Genomic DNA, 22,082 nt, shown 5'->3' with positions numbered 1-22,082 from the left:
TTCACAGCACGCCTTCCGGTGTCGTGCGATAGCGGCTGGTCTCGATCGGCCAGGTCGCGGCCGCGTAGATCAACGGCCGGTGAGACGCGATGTAGTCGAGCAGTTCCCGCGCCTGATCACCGAGATGGGCGCTCAGCTTCACCGCCGCCTCGATACTGTCCAGATCGACCATCGCCTGCACGCAGTCGGCGTGAACGCGGGAAAGCGCGGCACGTTCGTCGTAGCCGTCGTGATCCATCAGCACTTTCACCGCGTTCGATTTGTCCACCGCCTTCTTCTCTCGTTCCCATGAGTAGTAATCGTTCGACAGGCACCCGAAACGCACCACCACGTCGTCGATCGCCCGCCGGATCGGATCGTCGCGCAGCGAGGCGAAGCCCCGCCCGCCGTTGATCCACTTGTCAAGGACGATTTGGACGTCCATCGTCGAGTAGCCGCGGCGGAAGCTCAGATAGGCGGGCAACGAAGCATTCCCGGTGAACTCGTTCCACACGCCTTCCCACTTCATGGTCGCGATGGACCGGTTGATCTCCGTCCCTATTTCTTCGGACGCCACCGGGCCGAGGGTCTTGTCCAGCGATTCCATGGTGATCCGCAGCAAGGCGAAGAACCGGTCTTCGTGCGTGCGTGTGGAGGTGCGCCAGTGGTCGACGACCTCCGTCACCCCGTCGAACCACTCGCCAGGGGTCAACCGGCCGTCGACACCGGTCAGGTAGTCCCATCGATCGTCGTTGACGATCAAGCACGCCGTCCACAACGCCGCCGCCAGCAGCGTTTCCCGGTCCGCGTCGGGGTAAACGAGGGCCGCGGCCCCGACGATCAGCGAATGCCCGCTGATCACGGCCAGATCCCGTGGCGCGAGTCCCAGCGACTCCACCAGTGCTTTGTAGTCGGCCTCGGCCTCGGCGGCCCGGGGGTTGAGCCGTCGTCCGTAGGGGCACTCGATCGGCTGGAGAGTCAAACCTGTTCCTGTCTGAGAGAGTGGAGACCGAGGTCGGTCAATACCTGGCCGCGACGACCCGACCGCACGATTCGACCGTGTCGACGATGCGATAAGGGGTGTACAGATCCTTGCCCATCCACAACGGCGGTGTCTCTTCGTCCTGTCCGGAGAGGACGCCGTTGGCGAGGGTGATCGCCTTGGCCGCCTCGTCCGCCCGCCCGGGGTCGTTCGACACGAAGCAGTCCAAGGCCAGCACGGCGTAGGCCGTCTCTTCCTGGGTCGTCTTGCGGATTCCCCAGCCACCGTCCTCCTGCTGGCTTCGGAGCAACCAGGTTCTGGCGCGTTCCACCGAATCCACGACGGTCTTCGTCTTCTTCCCGCTGAAGAGCAGTGCCTCCACACACGCGTGCGTCGCGTAGTAGGGCGAGATGTGCCACTTGTCGTACCAGCAGCCTTCCGTCGTCTGCTGTGCGATCAGCCAGTCGACGCAGACGTCCTCGGTCCGGGCGTACTCCTGGACACCCCGGCGCAGCCGCACCCGGCTCAGGTACTCGATCGCGTGCGCGTTCACCGTCTCCGAAGCCGTCTGCTCGGCCTTGTACGAGATGAAGTGGTCGTCCTCCCAGAACTTCATCAGCACGGCGGGATCCGTGACACTGCCCCGCATCTCCATGGCCAGCATCAGGTAGGACGTGTCGTCGCCGTCCGGCGGCAGCCCCGGCCCGCCACCGATGCCCGTTTCACCGAACGCGTCGGTCAGCTCGGTGATCAGCTCGTTCGGGACCCGTATCTCCGGGAAGTACTTCAGCACCGGGACGAGCACCCACAACAACTCGAAGAACGTCATCGAGCTGCCCATGGGGATCGCGCCGTCGTACCGGCCTTCCACCTCGTCCAGGTAGGCGAGGCTGCCCCGGCCCACCTCGGGACCCACCGCGGCGACCCAGGCGGCGGTCGCCGCGGGCGAGCAGGTGACCGCCCCGTCTTCGGCGGCGGCCACCGTGCCCGCGAAGGCCGACGGGAGAGGATGGAACACCTCGAGCGAATGCCACAGCTTCTTCGGGATCGGCTGACCGGCGGCGATCAGCCCGGCGAGTTTCCGCCAGAACTCCGGGCGCGCCCTCGGCGGCTGCGGAAAGTCCCGCTCCGGTCCCGCCGGCGAATACCGGCGCAGCACTTCACGATTTCCGTCGATCAGCGCCGGCGTGATCAGTTCGGAGGCCACGGTGTCCGGAAGCGCCGCCAAACCTTCTTCGCTCGATGCCAGGTCCCAAAGCCTCCGGCAGGCACGGGACAGCGCGTCCGCCACGCCCGGCCGGACGGCCGCGTCCGACAGGGAGGCGAGCCCGGCGATCGCGCCGAGCGTCGGAACCAGCTCGAAGCCGTCCGCGCCCCACAGGCCGTCGGACCGCTGCGTCTTCAGCAGGTAGGCCACCTGGCTGTCGGTGGTCCCGGCGCGGCCGGACACCCGCAGATACTGTCCCGTCTCGTACGGCGAAGGACTGAACTGCGTCACGCGGTTCGCGGCCATTTCCTTCAGCAGCGTTTCCATCTGATGTCGATCACTCATCGCGCGTGCCCCGTTCGTCAGATCACGTTCTCGAGCTCGGTCCGGACAGCCTGGGGAACGCCCGGGATGACGAACAACCGCTTCAAGTGCGCGCTCAAGCGCTTCTCGAGCCACGGTTCGCCCCGAAGCCCGCGCAGTGCCCTCTCCGCCGCCTCGGCCGACTTCTCGATCTCGGCGGTGATGTGCTTCACCGCACCGGACTCCAGCAGGATCTCCCTGGCCGCCGCGGTCGACGCCGCGTCCGTCGCCGGCCGCCCGACCACCGACAACAGCTTGGTGACACTCGCCGGGTTCGCGTTGGCGACGGCGTACCGCATGAGTTCCGTCGGTTTCCCGCATTCCAGATCGGTGGTCCCCGATTTCCCTTCCGAACCGTCGTCGAAGGCGCCGATCAGATCGTCCCTGAGCTGAAAGGCGCGGCCGAGCGGAAGGGCGAAGTCGTGGTAGGAGTCGATCGTCTCCGCGTCGGCGCCCGCCAGCGCGGCACCGATCTGCATCGGCCGCAGAAAGGTGTATCTCGCGGTCTTGTACTCGACGATCTTGGCGGTGGTCTCCTCGGTGAGGTTCAGGAAATGCCCCTCATGGCACATGTCCATCGCCTGGCCGACCATGATTTCGGTGGTCATCTGGTCGAACAGCGTTCTCGCGGTCTTCGCCGATGCGGCCCCGTCGATCGCTTCCTGGAAGGAAACGTTCGCCCAGCAGAGCACGAGATCACCGGCGAGCATCGCCATGTTCCGTGCCCGTTGATCCGCCTGCGTGTTCGCGGGCGGATCGTCGAGATCTTCACCGTACAACCGATGGAGGCTGGGATTTCCCCGCCTCGACTCGGCGTTGTCGATGATGTCGTCATGGATGAGCGCGAAGAGGTGGAACAGTTCGAGCGCGGTCGCCGCCTTCAGCAACGCGCCGGTCAGTTCGCCCGCGCCGCCCAGCGCCGCGCCGTACAAGGTGAAGACGGGGCGGATCCGCTTGCCACGGCTACGGAGCAAGGTGGCCAGCGGGCCGGCCACCTTGCCGTCCTGTACCCCGGCCAGTGGCCGGAGCGCGGACACCGAAAAGGCGCGCAGCGAGGTGTCCACCAGCCTCACTAGGTCGGGCTCGGAATAGCCCCGGAGTTCACCCAATCTGGCTCGTTGCGCGAGTGCGTCAAGGCCGTCACCGCGCCTTTCCTGGTTCGCCGTCTGCATGGTCGATCCGGGCTCCTCTGGACGTCCGCGTGCCGGGGTGGAGATCAATCGCACGTGCGGAGCACGTTTCCGTGGTGGGAATCGGCTCGGGTCATCCCCGCTGTTCGCTCCCGTACACCCGCTTCGAGAACACCAGCTTCAGATCGTGCGGGGAAAGGGTGATCGTCGCGTTCATTCTCGGCGCCGCCGTTTCGGACACCCGGAAGTCCCATTGGTGAACCATCATGGCGATGTAATAGATCGCTTCGAGGGTGGCGACGCTTTCACCCATGCACCGGTAAGCCCCGTACCCGAACGGCATGTACGCCGCGGGGGTGATCTCGGAGCCGTTCTTGTCCAGCCAGCGATCGGGGTCGAACTCGTCGGCGTGGCTGAAGTTCACCTCGTCGCGCTGCTGTCCGTAGTGGGAATACAGGATCGTCGCGCCCTCCGGGATGGCGTAGCCGCCCAGCGTGACGTCCTTCGCGGTCTGCCGGGAAAGCAGGTAGGACGACGGATACAGGCGCAGGGCCTCCATGACGGCCCGTTTCACCGTCGGCAGGTCGTCGCGGCCGACTTCGATCTCCCCGACGGCGCCGCCGTTGACGAGCGCGTCCACCTCCGCCCGGCACTGGCTGAAGACCCGGGGGTGGCGAGCCAGTTCGTAGGCCGCCCAGCTGACCGTGTTCGCGGTGGTCTCGGTGGAGGCGAACATGACCGTCGCGGACTGGTCACGCACTTCGGTCCGCGAGAACTTCTCACCCGTCTCGGGGTCGGTCGCCCGGATCAGCATCCCGAGCAGGTCCTGCTCGTCGCCGCCCTTCGCCATCCGCTCGTCGATGATGGAATAGAGGTACCCGTTGAATTCGTCGAGCAGGCGACGGAAGTTCCGGTTGGATCGGGTCGGCAGATGCTTGTAGACGCCGGTAACGTCGACCGCGTGGATCGCCGCGTTCGAGACGAAGACCGGGATGGCCTCACGCACCAGGTCGAGCACGTTCCTCGAGCATCCCTCGCCGAAAAGGGTCGTCGCGGTGATGTCACAACCGACTCCCAGAAGCGGCGGCATCAGGTCGTAGGCGGTGTCCGGCGGGATCTGGTCCACGAACTGCGAGATGATCTTCCGGATGATCGGCAGGCTCAGCGCGAGCCGTCGCTGAGTGAACGAAGGGAGCATCGTCCGCCGCTGACGCCGGTGCATGTCCCCGGACGTGGTGACGACACCGTTCCCGACCATGTTGCGCATCTTCTTGAAGTGGATGCCACGGATGAACTTGTCGGCGTCACTCACCAGGATCTGCTGCAGGAGCTCGTGGTCGTTCACGAAGTAGGCGTTCTTCGGCCCGAATTTCACCCTGGACACGGGTTTGACGGACCCCGCGGCGTCGATGAAGTCGAATCGCGAGCGAAGTATGAGCGGCAGGTGTCCCAGTACCGGAACGGCTCCCGGGGCGAGCTGCGGAATCTTCGCGGTGGTTGCGGCGGTCATCTTCGTCGGGTCTCCTCTTCGGGGCGCGGTGTGATCGGTTCGGTCCGGAGTCGATCGACGGCGTCGCCGATCGGCCTCGTGCGGTCCGCGCAGGACAACGGCGGCGGGTCTGTGGTGAGATCAAGCGGACCCACGAGTGGTCACCGAAGGCATGACGCGCTTGGTGAACCAGCCACGCGAGCCGAAACCGCGACGATGGTCGCTCGGCGAGCCGTCGGTGACCGCCGGGCAGGGTGAACCCCACCGACCGGCGATGGACGGGAAAGCGCAGGTCCGTGGGGCGCGTCGTCGCGCCTCTTCGATCCTGTTACCTCAGCCGCCGCGGAGCAGTCATCGAATTCGCCAAGAATCCCGTATGAGCGCGGACGGTCACCAGTAGGACTGAAGACCCTCCCCAGAATCAATTAATTTTTTAACACACTTCGCAATTTTTCACGACCTGGATCCTCAGCGTGCCGGAGCAGGTTGGGCTGGACAATAGGACATCCGAGTGAAGGCGGTCGCCACTGTTGTCACCCTGGGTTTTCCATGCTCAGCATCTGATCGAACTACGTATTTCGTAGGGTCAAGATCATTTTGGCGGCGATCATCGCAGGCATACCCCCTGCGCGCCGGATATGGTTCCCTTTGCCATCCCGCCGAACATCCGCCCGGCGTAGGCTGTTCGAACTAATTGACATCCCCGGATACATACATTTAACAACCGAAGTCCTATCGTCACCGAGCCGACGAACGAAAGTCGGTGGCCGCATGGCGTACGCTTCGGCGCGACGCGCCTACTGGGGACGCAGGCAACTGCCAGGAGGAGACGCAAGCACTATGACCGTTTCTGAGACACGGTTTCCCGTCTATGAATTGATCTCGCCGGAGAAGAACACCGATCCGATCCCGGAGCTGCACAAACTTCGCGCGGAAACGCCGATAGCCTGGGTTCCCGTGCTCGACGCAGGTCTGCTCACCCGGCACGTCGACATCGTCAGCGTGCTGAAAGACCACCGGATGGCGCCCGCCAACCTCACGCAAGGGATGCGGCTTCTTCCTCCCGAGCAGCAGGCCGACCTGGTTCCGCTGCGCACAGCGGTCGAGAAGTGGATGGGGCATACCAACAACACCGATCACCAGCGCTTCATCAGTCTGCTCAAGCGGTACTTCACCCCGGCGATGATCGACTCGTTCCGGCCACGGGTCCGGGAGTTGACCCACGAACTCCTCGACGAGGCCGCGAAAGCCGGCCAGGTCGATCTGGTGGCCGATATCGCCTACAAGCTGCCCGCTTCCGTCATCGCCGAGATGCTCGGCGTGCGCACCAGTGACCGGGCACAGCTGCTGACCTGGTCCGCAGACATCGCGGCGATCGCCGAAATCGTGAGCTACGACCGGTTGATGGACTGCCAGCGCAGCCTGCTGGCGATGCAGGATTACATGCTGGAACTGGTGGAAGAGCGCCGGGCCTCCCCGCGCGAGGACCTGATCAGCATGTTCGTCGCCGCGGAGCGCGAAGGGATCGTGGATCAGCCCGAGATCCTTTCCAACTGCGTGATGCTGCTCTTCTCGGGGCACGAGACCACCGGCGGGCTGATCACCAACGGGCTGGTGCAGTTGTTCGACAACCCGGACCAGTTCGAGCTGCTGAAGGCCGAGCCGGAGCACATGCCGGGCGCGGTCGAGGAGATGCTCCGCCTCGCCGGACCGGCTTCCGTGATCTCCCGTACCAGCACCGAGCCCGTCGAAGTCGCCGGATACCCGTTCCCCGCGGGGCAGCAGTTCCTGTTGGCCTTGAACGCCGGCAACCGCGACCCGGAGGTGTTCCCGGACCCGGACCGGTTCGACGCCAAGCGGTCGCCGAACCGGCATCTCGCCTTCGCCACCGGCATGTTCCATTGCCTCGGCGCGGCACTGGCCAGGATGGAGGGGGACGAGTTCTTCCGCATCCTGCTTTCCCGGTTCCCGAACGTCAGCCCCGCCTACGAAAAGCCCAGCTGGCAACCGGTCTTCCTGATCAGCCGTCGCTTGAAGTCGCTCCCGATCAACCTGCAGGGAAGTGACGTGTCCGTCGGCGCCTGACGTCGTCGCGCACGGCGGTGAAGATCGGCGTTCGGTCACGTCGTTCTTCACCGCCGTCCGGAACGGACCTCGGCTCAGCGGCCCAGCAGGCCCTTCGCGATGTGCGTCACCTGGATCTCGTTGCTTCCCGCGTAGATCATCAGCGACTTCGCGTCCCGCGCCAGCTGCTCCACCCGGTACTCCGCCATGTATCCGTTGCCGCCGAACAGCTGCACGGCCTCCATCGAGACCTCGGTGGCCGCCTCCGACGAGTACAGCTTCATCGCCGAAGCCTCGGCCAACGTCGGCATCTTGCCCGCGCGCAGGGTCTCGATCAGCTGGAACACCATGTTCTGCACGTTGATCCTCGCGACTTCCATCTTCGCCAGCTTGAGCTGGATCAGCTGGAACCGCCCGATCTCCTGGCCCCACAGCTTCCGGTTCTTCGCGTAGTCCACGCAAAGCCGGTGGCATTCGTTGATGATCCCGAGCGCCAGTGCCGCGACCCCGATCCGCTCGACGGCGAACCCGGACTTCACCTCGGCCTTGCTGTCACCCTCGCGGCCGGTCTCGGATTCGCCGAGCAGCCTGTCCCGCCCGAGCCGGACGTCGCTGAAGAACAGCTCACCGGTCGGGGAGGACATCATGCCCATCTTCTTGAACGGCTTGCCCTGTGTGAGCCCGGGCATGCCCTTGTCCAGCACGAACGTCAACACCGTGCGGTCGCGGACGTCGGCGCCGTCGTCGAGCTTCGCGTACACGATGATCGTGTCGGCGTACGGGCCGTTGGTGATGAACGTTTTCTGTCCGTTGAGGACGTACTCGTCACCGTCGCGCCGCACCGACGTCTTCATCCCGCCGAAAGCGTCCGAGCCGGATTCGGGTTCGGTGATCGCCCACGCGCCGACCCTCTCGAACGTCGCCAGCCCGGGCAGCCAGCGTTCCTTCTGCGCTTGCGTGCCCTTGGTCAGGATCGTCTGCGCGGTCAGCCCGATGCTCACGCCGAGCGAGGCGACGATGCCGAGGCTGACCCCGGCCAGTTCGCTCACCGCGATGAGCGCCATCGCCTCCTGCCCGCCGAACGCGAGCCCGCCACCACCCGAACCGGACCCAGGCGGCTTCGCCAGCAGTTTCGTCACCGATTCCCGCGCGAGCGCGTCGATGCCGAAGGACGCGAACATCTTCCGGATGAGGTCGTACGGCGGCAGCGTTCCGCTCTCGAGCGCGTCGAGGTGCGGCCGGATCTCCTTGTCGACGAACTCGCGGATCGCGTCCCGGATCAGCAGTTCGGTCTCGGACCACTCGATCACGGCAGCTTCGCGGCGATGTCGTCGATCTCCCAGGCGGCCTCGGTTTCGATCACCTTGACGTCGTGCCAGCCCGCGAGTTCGGAGATCGCGCCGCCCTGCACCGCGAACACCTTGCCGGTGAGCGGGCATTTCTCCGTGGCGAGATAGGCGACCAGCGGCGAGATGTTGGCCGGGGAGAACGCGTCGAACTCCCCTTCTTCGACCTCCTGCGCGAAGATCGCGCCCATGCCCGGCGTCGCCAGGGTGAGCCGCGTGCGCGCGATCGGTGCGATCGCGTTGACCCGCACGCCGTAGCGTTCCAGTTCTTCGGCGGCGACCAGCGTCAGCGCGGCGATGCCCGCCTTCGCCGCGCCGTAGTTCGCCTGCCCCGCGTTCGGCAACGTGGTCCCGGACGCCGACGCGGTGTTGATCACCGAGCCCGCCACCCGCTCACCGGCCTTGCTCGCCGACTTCCAGTACGCGGCCGCGTGCCGCAGCACCGCCGCGTGCCCCTTCAGGTGCACGGCGATCACGGAATCCCAGTGGGATTCCTCCAGCCCGGCGATGAACCCGTCGCGCAGGATGCCCGCGTTGTTCACGACGACGTCCAGCCTGCCGAACTCGCCCACCGCCTGCGCGACCAGTTCCTCGGCGCCCGCCCAGTCGGCGACGTCGGCCGTGTTCGCCACGGCCTTGCCGCCCGCCGCGCGGATCTCGTCGACGACCTGCTGCGCCGGACCCGTGTCGGCCCCGCTGCCGTCGTTCGCCCCGCCGAGGTCGTTGACCACGACGCTCGCGCCCTCCCGCGCGAACAGCAGCGCGTGCTCGCGGCCGATCCCCCGGCCGGCGCCGGTGATGACGGCGACCCGCCCGTCGAGTGCTCCCATGACTTTGCTCCTACTCCGCGAATTCGGCGAGGCCGTCTTTGAGCACGACGGTTTCGCCGACGGTGGTTTCGAACGCGTAGCTCCCGCCACCCGCGCTCCAGATGGACGTCGTCAGGTCCTGGCCCGGCAACACCGGCTTGGCGAACCGCACGGCGAACCGCTTCAGTTTGTCCACATCGGACCCGGCGACCTCGGTCAGCAGCGCCCACGAGGTGAACGCCATGGTGCACAAGCCGTGCGCGATGATCCCCGGCAGTCCCGAATCCTTCGCGACCTCTTCGTCGAGATGGATGGGCATCGGATCACCCGCGGCGGGCGCGTACCGGTACGTCTGGTCGTCATCGACGTGCTGGCTGACCTTCGCCACCGGCGCCCGCGAACGCAGGCCGTCGTCGAACCTGTGCTCCGGCCCGAGTTCGCCCCGCGTCTCGCCGGTGTCGAACCCGCGCACGAACAAGGTCACGTACTGCTCGTTGACCAGGTCGCCGTCTTCGGCCCGGCATTCGAGGTGGACGGTGCCGCGCGTGCCGTTCGACAGTCCTTCGTAGCCGGTCATGCGCGCCCGTGACACCAGCTTGTCGCCGGGGCGGATCGGCCGGTGGAACCGGAACTCCTGTTCCCCGTGCACGATCCGGCCGAACAAGCCGACCGGGACTACCTCGAGCGCGGGTTCCATCAGCGACTCGAACACCGGCACGATCGCGAACACCGGGCTCGCGACGTCCCCGGCGAGATGCGCCGGGATCGGGTCGTTGGTGGCCTTCGCGTACTCGATCAGCCGCTCGCGGGTCACCTCGAACCGGGACTCGCCGGTCCACTTGCCGAGCCCGCCGGGATCGAATCGCTCGTCGGTCACGCGATCAGCGCCTTGAAGTTCGCCAAGGAGGCGTCGAGGTTCTTCTTGCCGTCCTTCTCGACGGCCTTGCCGAGCGCGCCGACGATCATCTGACCGGCGAACTCCGCGTCGATGCTGGCGAGCGAACCTTCGCCGGACGCTTCCACGGACAGCTCGAACTTGACCTTCACCCCGGCCATCCCGGTCCCGGAGATCGCCAGCTTCGACGGCGCCTCGAACTCGTCGACCGTCCAGGTGATCGTGTTCGGCATCCCGAGCATCGTGACGACTTCGGAAGCCTGCGCGCCCTTGGAGAACTCGGCCGGGACCTCACCCTTCCACTTGGTGTGGATGGTAAGCCACTTCTCGAAGTTGTGGGGGTTGGAGAACTCCGCCCACACCTTGCCGGGAGCGGCGGGGAGTTCGACGGAGGCACTGATCTTGCCCATGATTGGTCCTTTCGGTGGAATCAGCGCTCGGCGCGCTGGTAGGCGGTGACGACGGCGGCGCCGCCGAGTCCGATGTTGTGCTGCAGTGCGGCTTGGACGCCGTCGACCTGGCGTTTGTCCGCGGTACCGCGGAGTTGCCACGTCAGTTCCGCGCATTGCGCGAGGCCGGTGGCACCCAGCGGATGCCCCTTGGAGATCAGCCCGCCCGACGGGTTGACGACCCACTTGCCGCCATAGGTGGTGTCCCCGGAGTCGACGAGCTTTCCGGCCTCCCCTTCGGCGCAGAGTCCCAGCGCTTCGTAGAGCAGGAGTTCGTTGGCGGAGAAGCAGTCGTGCAGTTCGATGACCTGGAAGTCCTCGGCGCCGAGCCCGGCCTGGTCGTACACCTGGCGCGCGGCCTGGACGTTCATGTCGTGGCCGATGATGTTCTTCGCGGTACCGTCGAAGGTGCTGGCGAAGTCGGTGGTCATCGCCTGTCCGACGATCTCGACGGCCTGTTCCGCCAGCCCGTGCGAGTCCACGAAGGACTCGCCGGCGAGGATCGCCGCGCCGGAGCCGTCCGAGGTCGGCGAGCACTGGAGCTTCGTGAGCGGGTCGTAGATCATCCGCGAGTCGAGGATGTCCTGTAGCGAATAGCTCTCCTGGAACTGCGCGTACGGGTTGTTCACCGAGTGCCGGTGGTTCTTCTCGCCGATCTTGGCGAAGTGCTCGGCGGTGGTGCCGTAGGTCTTCATGTGCTCGCGGCCCGCCGCGCCGAACATCCACGGCGCCGGCGGGAAGAGCACCTCGGAGATCTCCGCGAGCGCCTGGATGTGCCTGCCCATCGGCTGCTCGCGGTCGTCGTAGGTGGAGCCGAGCGATCCCGGCTGCATCTTCTCGAAGCCGAGCGCGAGCGCACAGTCCGCGCGGCCGCCCCGGATCGCTTCCGCGGCGAGGTACAGCGCGGTCGACCCAGTCGAGCAGTTGTTGTTGACGTTGACCACCGGAATCCCGGTCATGCCCAGTTCGTAGACCGCCCGCTGCCCCGCGGTCGACTCGCCGTAGACGTAACCGACGTAGGCCTGCCGCACCTCGTCGAAGGAGATCCCGGCGTCTTCGAGCGCCTTGGTCCCGGACTCCTTGGCCATCTGCGGGTAATCCCAGCCCTCGCGACGTCCGGGCTTCTCGAATTTCGTCATGCCCACGCCGACGACGTACACCTTGTTGGCCACCACGACGCTCCTTGTCGTTGCCGGTCGCTGCTGCCACTGAAGATACAGACAAGACTGTATTTATCAACCCTTACATACAGGTCTGAACGGATGTTATTCACGGCACGTTGCGCGCCAGATGACGCAGACAGGTGTCTCACACCCCCGTCGAACAGGGCGGACACAAACTCCCAGGTTCCGGTTACGCCAACACCCGAGGCCTCGGCGTGAACGACTGCGGTGACGTCGTCGGCACCGTGTTCAACGATCCGAGGTACGGCTCCACCGCGGCTTTCCGGCCGTCCGGCGATCGCGCGCAGCCGGTGCTGCTGGACGTCCCGCCGTCGACGTCGACCACGACGGCACCGTTCTGCTGAACGAGCAGTTCGGCCGCACCTGGCTCTGAAAGGACGGCGTGCTGCGGCAACTCACCCTTCCCGGGGGAGTGCACGAATCGCGCGGGATCGCGATCCGGGACGGGAAGGTGGACGGCGTTCGACACCTCCGAAGAGGTACCGGGCGGGATGAATACGATGGCACTCAACGGATCCGGCCTGGTCACCGGGCGGCTCGGCGAGAACGCTGCCCGCGCTTGTCGACGCGTACGGCATCGTGGTGGGCGACAACGGCGAGATCGCGGGAGCACTGCAAGGGGGCGGCCACGACAACACTTCCGTCGTGGGGCGCCGTGGCTAGAGTCGGGATATGGATCCCGAGGAGCTTCGCCAGCGGTTCTCCCTGCTGACCACCGCGCATCTGACCGACGGCTGCGTCCGCGCCGGTGTCCCGGTCCGGTGCGCGCCCGCCGGCACGCATTCGGTCGTGCCCGGTGCTCGCGTGGCCGGGCGGGCCACCCCCGCCAGGCACGTCGGAAGTGTCGACGTGTTCCTGGAGGCCTACGAAACCGCGAATCCCGGCGACGTGCTCGTCGTCGACAACGGCGGCAGGCTCGACGAGAGCTGCGTCGGGGATCTCGCGGTGCTCGAAGCGGAGGCGGCCGGACTGAGCGGCGTGGTCATCTGGGGGCTGCATCGCGACACCGCCGACATCAAGAAGATCGGACTGCCCGTGTTCAGCCTCGGCTCGATCCCGACCGGACCGCTCTCCGTCTCCGCGCGCCCGGAGGGGGCGCTCGAATCGGCCGTCGTCGGGGACTGGACGGTCACCCGGGAGGACCTCGTGTTCGGTGACGAGGACGGCGTCCTGTTCGTCCCGGCCGACCGGGCGGACGACGTCCTGGACCGCGCGGAGGGCATCCGCGACACCGAACGTCGCCAGGCGGACCGGATCCGCGCCGGAGAGTCTCTTCGCGAGCAGGTGCGCTTCGCCGACTTCCTAGCGGAGCGCACGAAGTCGCCTTCGCTGACGTTTCGGCAGCACCTGCGGGCGGTCGGGGGCGCCATCGAGGAGTAGCAGGGGACCTTTGCTATCACCAAGCTCCTGACCAGCGAAAAGAGAGCAAGGGACCTTTGCTGTCGCTTTCGGGATCACCGCTGTGGCAGCCTGGGGTCATGCAGGTCAAGACCGGACACTGGGCCCGGATCGCCACGGTCGGCCAGGCACACTGGTTCTTCGGCAACCTCTGCGAAGCGGTCGTCGACGTCCCCCGCCTCACCGGGGGTCGCTCCGCTGGGCTTCTCGTGCCGGGCAGCCCCGCGCGCTACTTTCTCCCGGCGGCGCCGGCGACGATCGGGGCGACGGCCCTCGCGCTCACCGGGAGCTGGCGCGACGGCGGTGATCGGCGTGCGATCGTCACCGCCGCCGCGGGCACGGCCGTCGCCACCGGCATCACCGTCCACCTCGTCCGGTCGGTCAACCTGCCGCTGCTGACGGAACAGCCGGACCAGGTCCGCCGCGAGGAACTCGCCAAGAAATGGCATCGCGCGAACCTGGTCCGGCTGGCCCTGCTCCTCGCGCGGTTTGCCTTCCGCCGAGCCACCACGGACCGTCGATGACGAACCGGTTCTGCACCTCACCGGCGTGTCGTGCCCATAGAGCATCTTGTACTCGATGTGGTCCAGAGGATCGGGTGACAACCGCTGTACCAGGACCGGTTCGGATCGGTCCCGAGCGACAAGCTCATTACTTGAATCAACACCTGACGCAGCACCGATGGTCCAGACCTACGGCGAAAACGGGTCCCTGCTCACCGACATAGGCCCGAATCGATAACCTGGACATTATGGAACTGCGGGAGATCGAGATCTTCTTGACGCTGGCCGAGGAGCTGCATTTCGGCCGCACCGCGGAACGCCTGCACGTCTCGCAGGCGCGGGTGAGCCAGACGATCAAACAGGTGGAACGCCGCATCGGCGCGCCGCTGTTCGCCCGCACCAGCAGGCGGGTCCGGCTCACGCCGATCGGCGAGCGGCTGCGGGACGACCTCGGCCCCGCCTACCGCACGCTGCACGAAGGCATCGACCGTGCTGTCGCGGCCGGGCGCGGGATCGGCGGCGTGCTGCGGCTGGGTTTCGAGGCGCCCGGCGTCGCCGACCTGATCGAAGACCTGTTGAATCGCTTCCGGCAGCGCCATCCGGACACGGAACTGCTCATCCGTGAGGCCGATTTCTCCGACCCGGTCGCGATGCTGCGCGCCGGCGAAATCGACGTGCTGGTGACGCTGCTCCCCGCCGACGACCCCGATCTGACGACCGGACCGGCCGTCCACACCGAACCGATGGTGCTCGCGATGTCGTCGAAACACCCCTTCGCGCGAAGGAAATCAGTCACCCTCGACGACCTCGCCCGCGACACCGTCCTCCGCGCGGCGCATCCGCCGGAGCCGTACTGGATCGAAGAACCACGCCAATGGCTGACACCGGCCGGACACCCCGTGACGCGGGGCAAGCCTTTCGCGACGTTTCAGGAACTGCTCGCCGCGATCGCCACCGGCACCGGCATCTGCCCGCTCGCCGCGCACGCGCGGGAGTACTTCAGCCATCCGCGAATCCGCTTCGTGCCCTTCGCCGGTTCACCCGACGTGGAGTGGGGCCTCGTCTGGCCTCGCTCCGCCGAGACAGCCCGCGTACAGGCCTTCGCGGCCGTCGCCTCCGCTTCGCTTCCCTAATTCCTCCGCATTTCGTCAGCTGAATGCGGTCCTTGCACGCGCAACCACCGCATTTCGACCCCTGGATGCATGAAGCCATGACGTTGGTTACGCACCCGGCGATAATCGCGAGGGTGGCGATTATCGCCGGGGTTGTGGTAATTGCAGAGGATGTTCCACGCTGAGAAGGCGTTGCCGCGCTGGTTTCCGGGATCCAGGTGCGCGCAAAGCAGTCACTCTGCAAGAATTCGGTTATAGCCCTCCCTTTTGCCGTCGTGGCGTAACGCGTATGAAGTGATCTCCTGGTGGCGGGCGTCGAGTATTTCCCACGCGAAGGCATCGGCGCGATAGCAGGCTCCGTCATGGGTGACGATCCGCTCAATGCGGGTAATGCCGTGGGCGGCGAACCACGCGCGTGCACGAGACAGGAAAGCGAGTGCGGTCGCGGCCTTCTCGTCAAGCATCGCCTCGGTGTACGCGAGTCGGGAGTAGCCGTCGATCGCGGAGTGCAGATAGGTGTATCCGCCGCGTTCCGCATCACCTTTTCGGTGTTCCACCGTCTTGGCTTGAGTGCTGCCGCGCCCATACGCTCGCCGGCCGCCACCGCCGGGAATTCGGCTGATCTTCTTGACGTCGAGGTGGATCATGTGGCCGGGCCTGCGGGCGATGAACCTTCGTGGTTCGCGGTGGGTGTCGCCGGCCGGATCGATGAACCGGCGCCGGTTCAATCCGAGATCGGCCAGGTGACGGCTGACGGTTCGCCGGGAGACCACGATCCCGCAGGCGGACAGATCATGGGTTATCCGGGCCGCCGACCACTTGTGGGCACGGCGCAGTCGTTCGATCCGGAGGACGGTCTCGGCCGGGGTCGCGGTCGGCTGGGTCAGCGGCGCCGACGAGCGGTCCATGAGGCCGATGTCTCCGTAATCGCGGTAGCGATTCACCCATTTCGACGCGGTCGCCCGAGAGATTCCCATCTCAGCGGCGACGTGAGCGATCGGCCTCGTCTCGCACCGCTCGACCAGGCGACGACGACCCTCCGGGCTCAGTGGTGCGTTCGCGTGTGCCACGACGCCTCCTCCCGGCTGTCACTGCGCAGGAAAGCTGTCACGAGAACCGCTCCCATGCCGATTGACGGCGCATCCCGAGCGACTCACCGACCCGATCCCACGAGATGCCGCGTCGTCGCGCCTCGCCGACCCAAGTGCGCAGGTCGTCGTCGACTTGATGACGGATCGCCTCGATACGCGGCAGATGAGCCAGCAGTGCCTCGTCGTCGATTCCTTTCCAGACAGGCGTGGCCCGGGTCAATCCGGCCGGCTTGTTCGCGATGGTCGCAGCGCACAAGGACACGCACTCGTTGCAGATGTAGACACCGGGCCCGGCCACGAGCGTGTCGACGCGCTCGGCCGATCGCCTGCAGAAGGAACAGTGATTCATGATCCATACCTTTCGTCAGGAACGTCCTGACATCAAGGTAGGTCGTCAGGCCAGGCCTGACAAGAAAGCGTCGACAACCTCCCGACCCGGAACCCTGAATGCGGCGCCCACCTGCGGGGAGGGAGCAAGGGACCTTTGCTATCGCCCCCCGCCTCCACCGTAGAAGGCCCTCTTTCCCGCACGCAGGCGCGGGAAAGAGGGCCTTCAAGCACCCGAAGAACTACCCGACGACCTTCTGTACCCAGTCCGCCTCGAGCTTCACGACCTGCCCGTTCGCGGAGACGGTCGGCGTGCCGAAGCCGGGACCGTTGCCGAAGTCCTGCTGCAGCGCCGGATCCGTGGAGGTCTTCTTGTACGCGTCCTGGATCTGCTGCTCGTAGGCGCCACCGTTGACCGCCATCGCGAAAGCCGGGTCGGTGATGCCGACGTCCTGGCCGAGCTTGATCAGCTGCGCCTTGTCGAACCCCCGTCCGCCTTCCTCCGGCTGGTCCTTGAACAGCGCGTCGTGGAAGGCGAGGAACTTGCCCGCGTCGGCGGCGGCGAGCGAGGCGTTGGCGGAGTCCAGCGAGTAGCCCGGCGGGTCGGAACGCTGGTTGAGCATCGGCAGCATGTGGTAGCGGACCTGCAAAGTCCCCTTGTTCACCTGCTCGAAGATCTGGCCGTTGAACTTCTCCTCGAACTGCTTGCAGATCGGGCAGAGGAAGTCGGCGTAGATGTCGATGGTCTTCTTCGCCTCGGGCTTGCCGACGACCACGACGGCCCCGTCTCGCTTCTGGGCGACATCAGATGCCACAGTCGTCGACGACTCGGCCCCGATCACCTTGCCCTCGGTGCTGTCCTTGCTGGACGTCGTCCAGAGCACACCACCGATCACCAGCGCGGCGAGCACGACCACCGCGACGGTGATCGCGACGACCTTCTTCTTGTCGCCGCCCGCCACGCCCCTGGCCTGTGCCACCGAACGCGACGCCGTCTGCTGCTGCTTGCGTTTCCGAGCGTTGCGCTCAGCTCCACCCACGATTATTCGTTCCCTTCAGCGATACCCACATAGTCGTCGTCCGCGGGGGCCGGAGAGTTCCCGAGCCAGCCGTCCACGGACAGCCAGGTCCGCGGCCGCACGATCAGCCAGACACCCAGAAACGCGAATCCGAGGTCCCTGGCGATCTCCTGCGGATACTGCGTCTGATCCGCGGCGATCTGACCGCCGCCGCCGAAGCAGCCGCAGTCGATGCTCAATCCACGCGCCCACGATTGGGCGATCGCGGCGATGAGCACCGCGAGCAGCAGCACCGACAGCACCGACACCCACCGGGTCACGAACCCGGCGAGCAGAAACAGGCCGAGCGCCAGTTCGACGAGCGGCATCCCGATCGCGACCGGGCGGACGAGCCCGTCCGGCAGGACGTCGAAAGCTTGGACCGCGATGTAGGTCTGCCCCGGATCGCTGATCTTCAGCGCTCCGGAAACCAACCAGACGGCGGCCAGTCCGAGCCGGGCAAGGGTGCCCACGGCGTCGAGTACGACTTGGGGCGGTCTACGCACGGGCCTAGGCTAACCGTCGACCCTGAGAACAAGGTGAGGCGGCGGACGGAGGCACCCGATGAGGGGACGCGGCCTGCTGGCGGCCTGCTTGATGCTGGTCGCCACGGCGGCCTGCGACAAGGAGGCCGGACCGTCGGATTCCCTCGTCGCGCGCGCCATCGGGTCCAACGAGCTCACCATCGGCATCCGCTTCGACCAGCCGGGAATCTCCAAGCGGACGATCGACGGCCGGTACGTCGGCTTCGACGTCGATGTGGCGAAGTACATCGCGAGCGAATTGGGTGTCGACGAGGATCACATCACCTGGCACGACAGCAAGCCTTCCGCACGCGAGACGGACATTACGTCCGGGACCACGGATCTGATGGTGGCGACCTACTCGATCACCGAAAAACGCAAACAGCTGGTCGCGTTCGCCGGTCCCTATTTCGACACCGGCCAGGATCTGCTCGTCCGCCTCCGGTCGACCGACATCACCGGTCCCGAGAACCTCAACGGCCGCAAGCTGTGTGCCGTGGGCGGCACGACCTCCGCCGAGCAGGTGCGTGACAAGTTCGCCCAGGCGGTGCAACTCGTCGAGTACCCGCGCTATCAGGACTGCGTCACGGCGCTGCTCGCGGGACAGGTGGACGCGGTGACCACCGACGACGTCATTCTGGCGGGGTACGTGGCGCAGAACCCCGAGTTGCTGAGGGTGGTCGGCAAGCCGTTCTCGAAGGAGCAATACGGCGTCGGCCTGCGCAAGGACGACATCGAGGGCCGGGCAGCGGTGGCCAGGGCGATCCAGAAGATGATCTCGTCCGGGGAATGGCTCGCCTCGCTGAACCGCAACATCGGCCCGTCCGGTTACCGGATCCCGCCTCCGCCGCGGGTCATCGAGCAGTGACCCTTCCCGATCTGCCGGTTCGCGCCGTCCTGCCCGAACTCGAAGCCGCTCTCGACACGCACGGCACCGCGGTGCTCGTCGCGCCTCCTGGCACCGGCAAGACCACTTTGGTGCCGCTCGCGCTGGACGACGGCGAAGGCCGGGTGATCGTCGCCGAACCGAGGCGGCTGGCCGCACGGGCCGCGGCGGCGCGGATGGCGTCCCTGCTGGGCGAACGGGTCGGCGAGACGGTCGGTTATTCGGTCCGCGGTGACCGGAAGGTGTCCTCTTCGACCCGGATCGAAGTGGTGACGTCCGGGTTGCTGGTCCGGCGAGTGCAGGGCGATCCCGAACTGAGCGGGGTTTCGACCGTCCTGCTCGACGAATGCCACGAACGGCATCTCGACGCGGACCTGCTGCTCGCGTTGCTGCTGGACGTGCGCGCCGGCCTGCGGGACGACCTGCGCCTGCTCGCGACGTCCGCCACCGTGGCCTCCGGGCGGCTGGCCGCGCTGCTCGGGGACGCGCCGGTCGTCACCGCGCAGGCGAGGACCTATCCGGTCGACGTCTCGTACTCCCCGCCCGCGCGCGGCGAACGAGTCGAGTCGACCGTCGCCCGGGTGATCGGCAAAGCACTGTCCGAAGGGGACGGTGACGTGCTGGCGTTCCTGCCCGGCGCGGGCGAGATCGCCAGGGTGAGCGGTCTGCTCGGCGGCCTGGACGCCGATGTGCTTCCCCTGCACGGACGCCTTTCGCCGGCGAGCCAGGACGACGCGTTGCGCCCGCGCGACCGCCGCCGGGTGGTGCTCTCGACGTCGGTCGCCGAATCCAGTCTGACCGTGCCGGGCGTGCGCGCCGTGGTGGACTGCGGATTGTCACGCGTGCCGCGGGTCGATCATCGGCGCGGCCTGCCGGGGCTGGCGACGGTCCGCGTTTCGGCCGCGGTCGCCGAGCAGCGCGCCGGCCGCGCCGGACGTGAGGCGCCGGGACGTGTGTACCGGTGCTGGGCGGCGCACGAACAGGGTTCCCTGCCCGCCTACCCCGAACCCGAGATCCGCACGGCCGAACTGGCACGGTTCGCGCTGGAGCTCGCGTGCTGGTCCACCCCGGACGGTTCCGCCCTCTCCTGGTGGGATCCGCCCGGTGAAGGGGCGCTGGCCGCCGGGCGCGCGCTGCTGGTCACGCTCGGGGCGACCGCGGAAGACGGGACGGTGACCGAGCGCGGCCGGAAGATGGCCGGACTGGGCCTGCATCCTCGGCTGGCGAGGGCACTGCTGGACGGCGCGGCGCGGACCAACGCGCGTTCGGCGGCCGAAGTCGTCGCGCTGCTCGACAGTGGTGGCACGCTGACCGATCTCGAAGCCGAACTGCGGCGAGTGCGCGGTGACGAGCGCTGGAAGCGGGACGTGCGAAGGCTTTCCAAGCTGGTGCCCGATGGCGGCAACGCCGCCGATCCGGCATTGGTCGTGGCGCTGGCGCATCCTGAGCGGCTCGCGCGACGGCGTTCCGCGGGGACACCGGTGTACCTGATGGCCGGTGGGACGGCGGCCGAACTTCCGCGCGGCAGCGGACTGGCCGACGTCGAATGGCTGGCGGTGGCCGAAGCGACCAGGGATCCCGGCCGCGCGCAGGGCATCATCCGGCTGGCCGCGCCCGCGGACGAGAAACTCGCCGTCCGCGCGGCGCCGAATCTGGTGTCCTCTGTGGACGAAGTGCGCTGGTCTTCGGGTGACGTCGTGGCGCGTTCGGTGCGGCGGCTCGGGGCGATCGTGCTCTCGGAGAAACCGTTGCGCTCGCCCGCGCCGGACGCGATCCGCGCCGCGCTGCTGGAGGGCTTGCGTGCCGAAGGGCTCGGCCTGCTGCGCTGGTCGGAGGACGGGCGGCGGCTGCGCGAACGGCTGGCGTTCCTGCATCGAGTGCTGGGCTCGCCTTGGCCCGCGGTGGATTCGACGACATTGCTGTCCACTCTGGATCACTGGCTCGACCTCGGGACGGCGCGCCGCCGGTCGGATCTGGCTTCGCTGGACGCGGGCGCCGCGTTGCGCGGGCTGCTGCCCTGGCCCGAAGCGTCGCGTCTGGACGAACTGGCACCCGACCGGCTGGAGGTGCCGTCGGGATCGCGGATCCGGGTCGACTACTCGGATGAACAGCCGGTGCTGGCCGTGAAACTGCAGGAGACCTTCGGCTGGCTCGCGACCCCGGAGCTGGCGGGCGTCCCCGTCGTGCTGCACCTGCTGTCGCCGGCCGGACGGCCCGCCGCGGTCACCGCCGATCTGGAGTCGTTCTGGCGCAACGGTTACGCGGCCGTGCGCGCCGATCTCCGCGGGCGCTACCCGAAGCATCCCTGGCCGGAAGACCCGCTGAACGCCGCGCCGACCCGGCGCACCACGCGGCGCGGCGGGAGCTGACGCTCAGTCCATCATCTGGTGCTGAGGCCGGGTCGGCAGCTGCGCCGCCAGCTCCTCGTCGTCCGCACGCTCGCTCAACCCCAGCTGCACCGCGCTCCTGATCTGCTCCCGGTTCTCCCGCACCACGTGCGCGAAGAACTCGTCGGTCCGCGGATCGATGAGCACCTCGAGGAGCACGCGCATCGCGGTGTCGATCACCGAACGCACCACCTCGTCGTGGAACGGCAGCTTCGAAAGCCGTCCCGCCTGCGGATCGTTCTTGAGCTTCTCGGCGATGATCGCCCGCAGCAACGACTGGTTCTCACCGAGGGAGCGCGCGAGGTTCTGCGGATAGTTCCCGGTTTCCAGCACCTTCACGACCTCGTCGAGCACCGCGATCGTGATCGGCTTCTTGATCGCGAGCACGATCGGCCGCGAAAGCCGTTCGACCAGCCGCTGCGTGAACCGCTCCCCGAACGCGCGGTCCGCCGTACGGGCGAGCCGGACCAGCACCACGACGATCCGCAACAGCCGGAACCCGCGCAGCGCCGGATGCGCGATGGGGATCATGCCGAGGATCTCGTACCAGTTGCGCAGCGGGAACCGCTTCTCCCAGCCGGTGCGCCGCCACCGCCACAGGAATTCCAGCGCGAAGATCCCGCACACCACGATGTCGATGATGAAGACACGATGCGCCGTCTCCTCCGAATGCGGGAAGAACGTCACGTAGGCGAGCAGCCCGACGGAGAACACGGCGAGTACGAGCATCACCAGGTCGAGCGGATTCACGCGCCGTTGTTCGCGGGTGGTCATGGCGCCGATTGTGCCTTTCCGCGGTGACTTGTGCCGACCGGCACCTGTCGAAAGTAAGGGGTGGCCGATGACTTCGGAGCACTGCCCTCGAAGGTCCCCACGTCGGAGGATTCAAGGACACGAAG

At 67.0% G+C, this 22,082-nt stretch carries 20 protein-coding genes and 1 pseudogene; 7 read left to right on the top strand and 14 right to left on the bottom strand.

The genetic code is table 11. From position 1 onward, the window contains the following. Position 1: 1 nt before the first annotated feature. The 4 genes from P3102_RS06070 to P3102_RS06055 all read right to left on the bottom strand — a co-directional run bounded on the left by P3102_RS06070 (position 2) and on the right by P3102_RS06055 (position 5,171). Entirely contained in the window at positions 2 to 961 is a 960-nt protein-coding gene (locus tag P3102_RS06070; protein ID WP_276367236.1) for a hypothetical protein, read from the bottom strand. Between the two features lie 37 nt (positions 962 to 998). After that, complete coding sequence (locus tag P3102_RS06065; protein ID WP_276367234.1) at positions 999 to 2,513, bottom strand: prenyltransferase/squalene oxidase repeat-containing protein; 1,515 nt, start codon at positions 2,511 to 2,513, stop codon at positions 999 to 1,001. A 17-nt stretch (positions 2,514 to 2,530) separates the two neighbouring features. Continuing rightward, complete coding sequence (locus P3102_RS06060) at positions 2,531 to 3,640, bottom strand: polyprenyl synthetase family protein (RefSeq protein WP_276367233.1); 1,110 nt, start codon at positions 3,638 to 3,640, stop codon at positions 2,531 to 2,533. A 154-nt stretch (positions 3,641 to 3,794) separates the two neighbouring features. Beyond that, the gene (locus tag P3102_RS06055; protein ID WP_276367231.1) at positions 3,795 to 5,171 is read right to left on the bottom strand and encodes a cytochrome P450; all 1,377 of its coding nucleotides are present in this window, start codon (positions 5,169 to 5,171) and stop codon (positions 3,795 to 3,797) included. An 819-nt stretch (positions 5,172 to 5,990) separates the two neighbouring features. Between P3102_RS06055 and P3102_RS06050 the strand changes: the two genes are divergently transcribed. After that, positions 5,991 to 7,235 carry a cytochrome P450 gene (locus tag P3102_RS06050; protein WP_276367228.1) on the top strand — a complete coding sequence of 415 codons (1,245 nt, stop codon included), beginning with the start codon at positions 5,991 to 5,993 and terminating at the stop codon, positions 7,233 to 7,235. Between the two features lie 74 nt (positions 7,236 to 7,309). Here the strand turns inward: P3102_RS06050 and P3102_RS06045 are convergent, their stop codons facing one another. The 5 genes from P3102_RS06045 to P3102_RS06025 are packed head-to-tail and all read right to left on the bottom strand — an operon-like array spanning position 7,310 to position 11,888. After that, positions 7,310 to 8,524, bottom strand: coding sequence for an acyl-CoA dehydrogenase family protein (locus P3102_RS06045; protein ID WP_276367227.1), 1,215 nt, complete (start codon positions 8,522 to 8,524; stop codon positions 7,310 to 7,312). After that, complete coding sequence (locus P3102_RS06040) at positions 8,521 to 9,390, bottom strand: SDR family oxidoreductase (protein ID WP_276367225.1); 870 nt, start codon at positions 9,388 to 9,390, stop codon at positions 8,521 to 8,523. Before P3102_RS06040 ends, P3102_RS06045 begins: the two co-directional genes overlap by 4 nt. 10 nt (positions 9,391 to 9,400) lie before the next feature. Then, the gene (locus P3102_RS06035) at positions 9,401 to 10,246 is read right to left on the bottom strand and encodes a MaoC/PaaZ C-terminal domain-containing protein (RefSeq protein ID WP_276367223.1); all 846 of its coding nucleotides are present in this window, start codon (positions 10,244 to 10,246) and stop codon (positions 9,401 to 9,403) included. Then, the gene (locus P3102_RS06030) at positions 10,243 to 10,674 is read right to left on the bottom strand and encodes an SRPBCC family protein (protein WP_276367222.1); all 432 of its coding nucleotides are present in this window, start codon (positions 10,672 to 10,674) and stop codon (positions 10,243 to 10,245) included. Before P3102_RS06030 ends, P3102_RS06035 begins: the two co-directional genes overlap by 4 nt. 20 nt (positions 10,675 to 10,694) lie before the next feature. Further along, the gene (locus P3102_RS06025) at positions 10,695 to 11,888 is read right to left on the bottom strand and encodes a lipid-transfer protein (protein WP_346660159.1); all 1,194 of its coding nucleotides are present in this window, start codon (positions 11,886 to 11,888) and stop codon (positions 10,695 to 10,697) included. A gap of 128 nt (positions 11,889 to 12,016) precedes the next feature. On the opposite strand from P3102_RS06025, the gene P3102_RS06020 reads away from it, so the two are divergent. From P3102_RS06020 to P3102_RS06005, 4 genes are all read left to right on the top strand, one after another. Further along, complete coding sequence (locus tag P3102_RS06020) at positions 12,017 to 12,241, top strand: hypothetical protein (protein WP_276367219.1); 225 nt, start codon at positions 12,017 to 12,019, stop codon at positions 12,239 to 12,241. A 328-nt stretch (positions 12,242 to 12,569) separates the two neighbouring features. Then, on the top strand, positions 12,570 to 13,277 hold the full coding sequence (locus tag P3102_RS06015; RefSeq protein WP_276367218.1) for an RraA family protein: 708 nt from the start codon (positions 12,570 to 12,572) through the stop codon (positions 13,275 to 13,277). A gap of 98 nt (positions 13,278 to 13,375) precedes the next feature. Further along, complete coding sequence (locus P3102_RS06010; protein ID WP_276367216.1) at positions 13,376 to 13,819, top strand: anthrone oxygenase family protein; 444 nt, start codon at positions 13,376 to 13,378, stop codon at positions 13,817 to 13,819. 227 nt (positions 13,820 to 14,046) lie between these two features. Beyond that, positions 14,047 to 14,931: a LysR family transcriptional regulator gene (locus P3102_RS06005; protein WP_276367215.1), complete on the top strand. Its 885-nt coding sequence runs from the start codon at positions 14,047 to 14,049 to the stop codon at positions 14,929 to 14,931. Here P3102_RS06005 and P3102_RS06000 read toward each other — a convergent pair. The 4 genes and pseudogenes from P3102_RS06000 to P3102_RS05985 form a co-directional block, all read right to left on the bottom strand. After that, positions 14,928 to 15,980 (bottom strand): annotated as a pseudogene (locus tag P3102_RS06000) (leucine zipper domain-containing protein). The gene P3102_RS06005 and the pseudogene P3102_RS06000 overlap by 4 nt on opposite strands. 37 nt (positions 15,981 to 16,017) lie before the next feature. Beyond that, positions 16,018 to 16,350, bottom strand: coding sequence for a ClpX C4-type zinc finger protein (locus P3102_RS05995; RefSeq protein WP_276367214.1), 333 nt, complete (start codon positions 16,348 to 16,350; stop codon positions 16,018 to 16,020). Positions 16,351 to 16,570: 220 nt separating this feature from the next. Continuing rightward, positions 16,571 to 17,368 carry a thioredoxin domain-containing protein gene (locus tag P3102_RS05990; RefSeq protein ID WP_276367213.1) on the bottom strand — a complete coding sequence of 266 codons (798 nt, stop codon included), beginning with the start codon at positions 17,366 to 17,368 and terminating at the stop codon, positions 16,571 to 16,573. A gap of 2 nt (positions 17,369 to 17,370) precedes the next feature. Then, entirely contained in the window at positions 17,371 to 17,859 is a 489-nt protein-coding gene (locus P3102_RS05985; RefSeq protein ID WP_276371005.1) for a MauE/DoxX family redox-associated membrane protein, read from the bottom strand. A 91-nt stretch (positions 17,860 to 17,950) separates the two neighbouring features. Here P3102_RS05985 and P3102_RS05980 point away from each other — a divergent pair, with 91 nt between their 5' ends. Both P3102_RS05980 and hrpB read left to right on the top strand, forming a co-directional pair. After that, positions 17,951 to 18,778: a glutamate ABC transporter substrate-binding protein gene (locus P3102_RS05980; RefSeq protein WP_276367212.1), complete on the top strand. Its 828-nt coding sequence runs from the start codon at positions 17,951 to 17,953 to the stop codon at positions 18,776 to 18,778. Then, entirely contained in the window at positions 18,775 to 21,165 is a 2,391-nt protein-coding gene (gene hrpB, locus P3102_RS05975; protein WP_276367210.1) for an ATP-dependent helicase HrpB, read from the top strand. The genes P3102_RS05980 and hrpB overlap by 4 nt, the downstream gene beginning before the upstream one ends. Before the next feature lie 3 nt (positions 21,166 to 21,168). Here hrpB and P3102_RS05970 read toward each other — a convergent pair whose 3' ends face one another. After that, complete coding sequence (locus P3102_RS05970) at positions 21,169 to 21,957, bottom strand: ion transporter (RefSeq protein WP_276367208.1); 789 nt, start codon at positions 21,955 to 21,957, stop codon at positions 21,169 to 21,171. Positions 21,958 to 22,082: the final 125 nt, after the last annotated feature.

It is taken from the genome of Amycolatopsis sp. QT-25 (genome assembly GCF_029369745.1).
Taxonomy (GTDB): domain Bacteria; phylum Actinomycetota; class Actinomycetes; order Mycobacteriales; family Pseudonocardiaceae; genus Amycolatopsis.
Note: the sequence above shows the minus strand (reverse complement) of the source record. Positions and strands in the feature narration are given on the sequence as shown.

Bases quoted from the DNA above. Each gene is read 5' to 3' on its own strand.
- P3102_RS06040 (WP_276367225.1), bottom strand. From the start codon at position 9,390: ATGGGAGCACTCGACGGGCGGGTCGCCGTCATCACCGGCGCCGGCCGG.
- P3102_RS06030 (WP_276367222.1), bottom strand. From the start codon at position 10,674: ATGGGCAAGATCAGTGCCTCCGTCGAACTCCCCGCCGCTCCCGGCAAG.
- P3102_RS06015 (WP_276367218.1), top strand. From the start codon at position 12,570: ATGGATCCCGAGGAGCTTCGCCAGCGGTTCTCCCTGCTGACCACCGCG.
- P3102_RS06050 (WP_276367228.1), top strand. From the start codon at position 5,991: ATGACCGTTTCTGAGACACGGTTTCCCGTCTATGAATTGATCTCGCCG.
- P3102_RS05980 (WP_276367212.1), top strand. From the start codon at position 17,951: ATGAGGGGACGCGGCCTGCTGGCGGCCTGCTTGATGCTGGTCGCCACG.
- P3102_RS05970 (WP_276367208.1), bottom strand. From the start codon at position 21,957: ATGACCACCCGCGAACAACGGCGCGTGAATCCGCTCGACCTGGTGATG.
- P3102_RS06055 (WP_276367231.1), bottom strand. From the start codon at position 5,171: ATGACCGCCGCAACCACCGCGAAGATTCCGCAGCTCGCCCCGGGAGCC.
- P3102_RS06010 (WP_276367216.1), top strand. From the start codon at position 13,376: ATGCAGGTCAAGACCGGACACTGGGCCCGGATCGCCACGGTCGGCCAG.
- P3102_RS06065 (WP_276367234.1), bottom strand. From the start codon at position 2,513: ATGAGTGATCGACATCAGATGGAAACGCTGCTGAAGGAAATGGCCGCG.
- P3102_RS06005 (WP_276367215.1), top strand. From the start codon at position 14,047: ATGGAACTGCGGGAGATCGAGATCTTCTTGACGCTGGCCGAGGAGCTG.
- P3102_RS05995 (WP_276367214.1), bottom strand. From the start codon at position 16,350: ATGAATCACTGTTCCTTCTGCAGGCGATCGGCCGAGCGCGTCGACACG.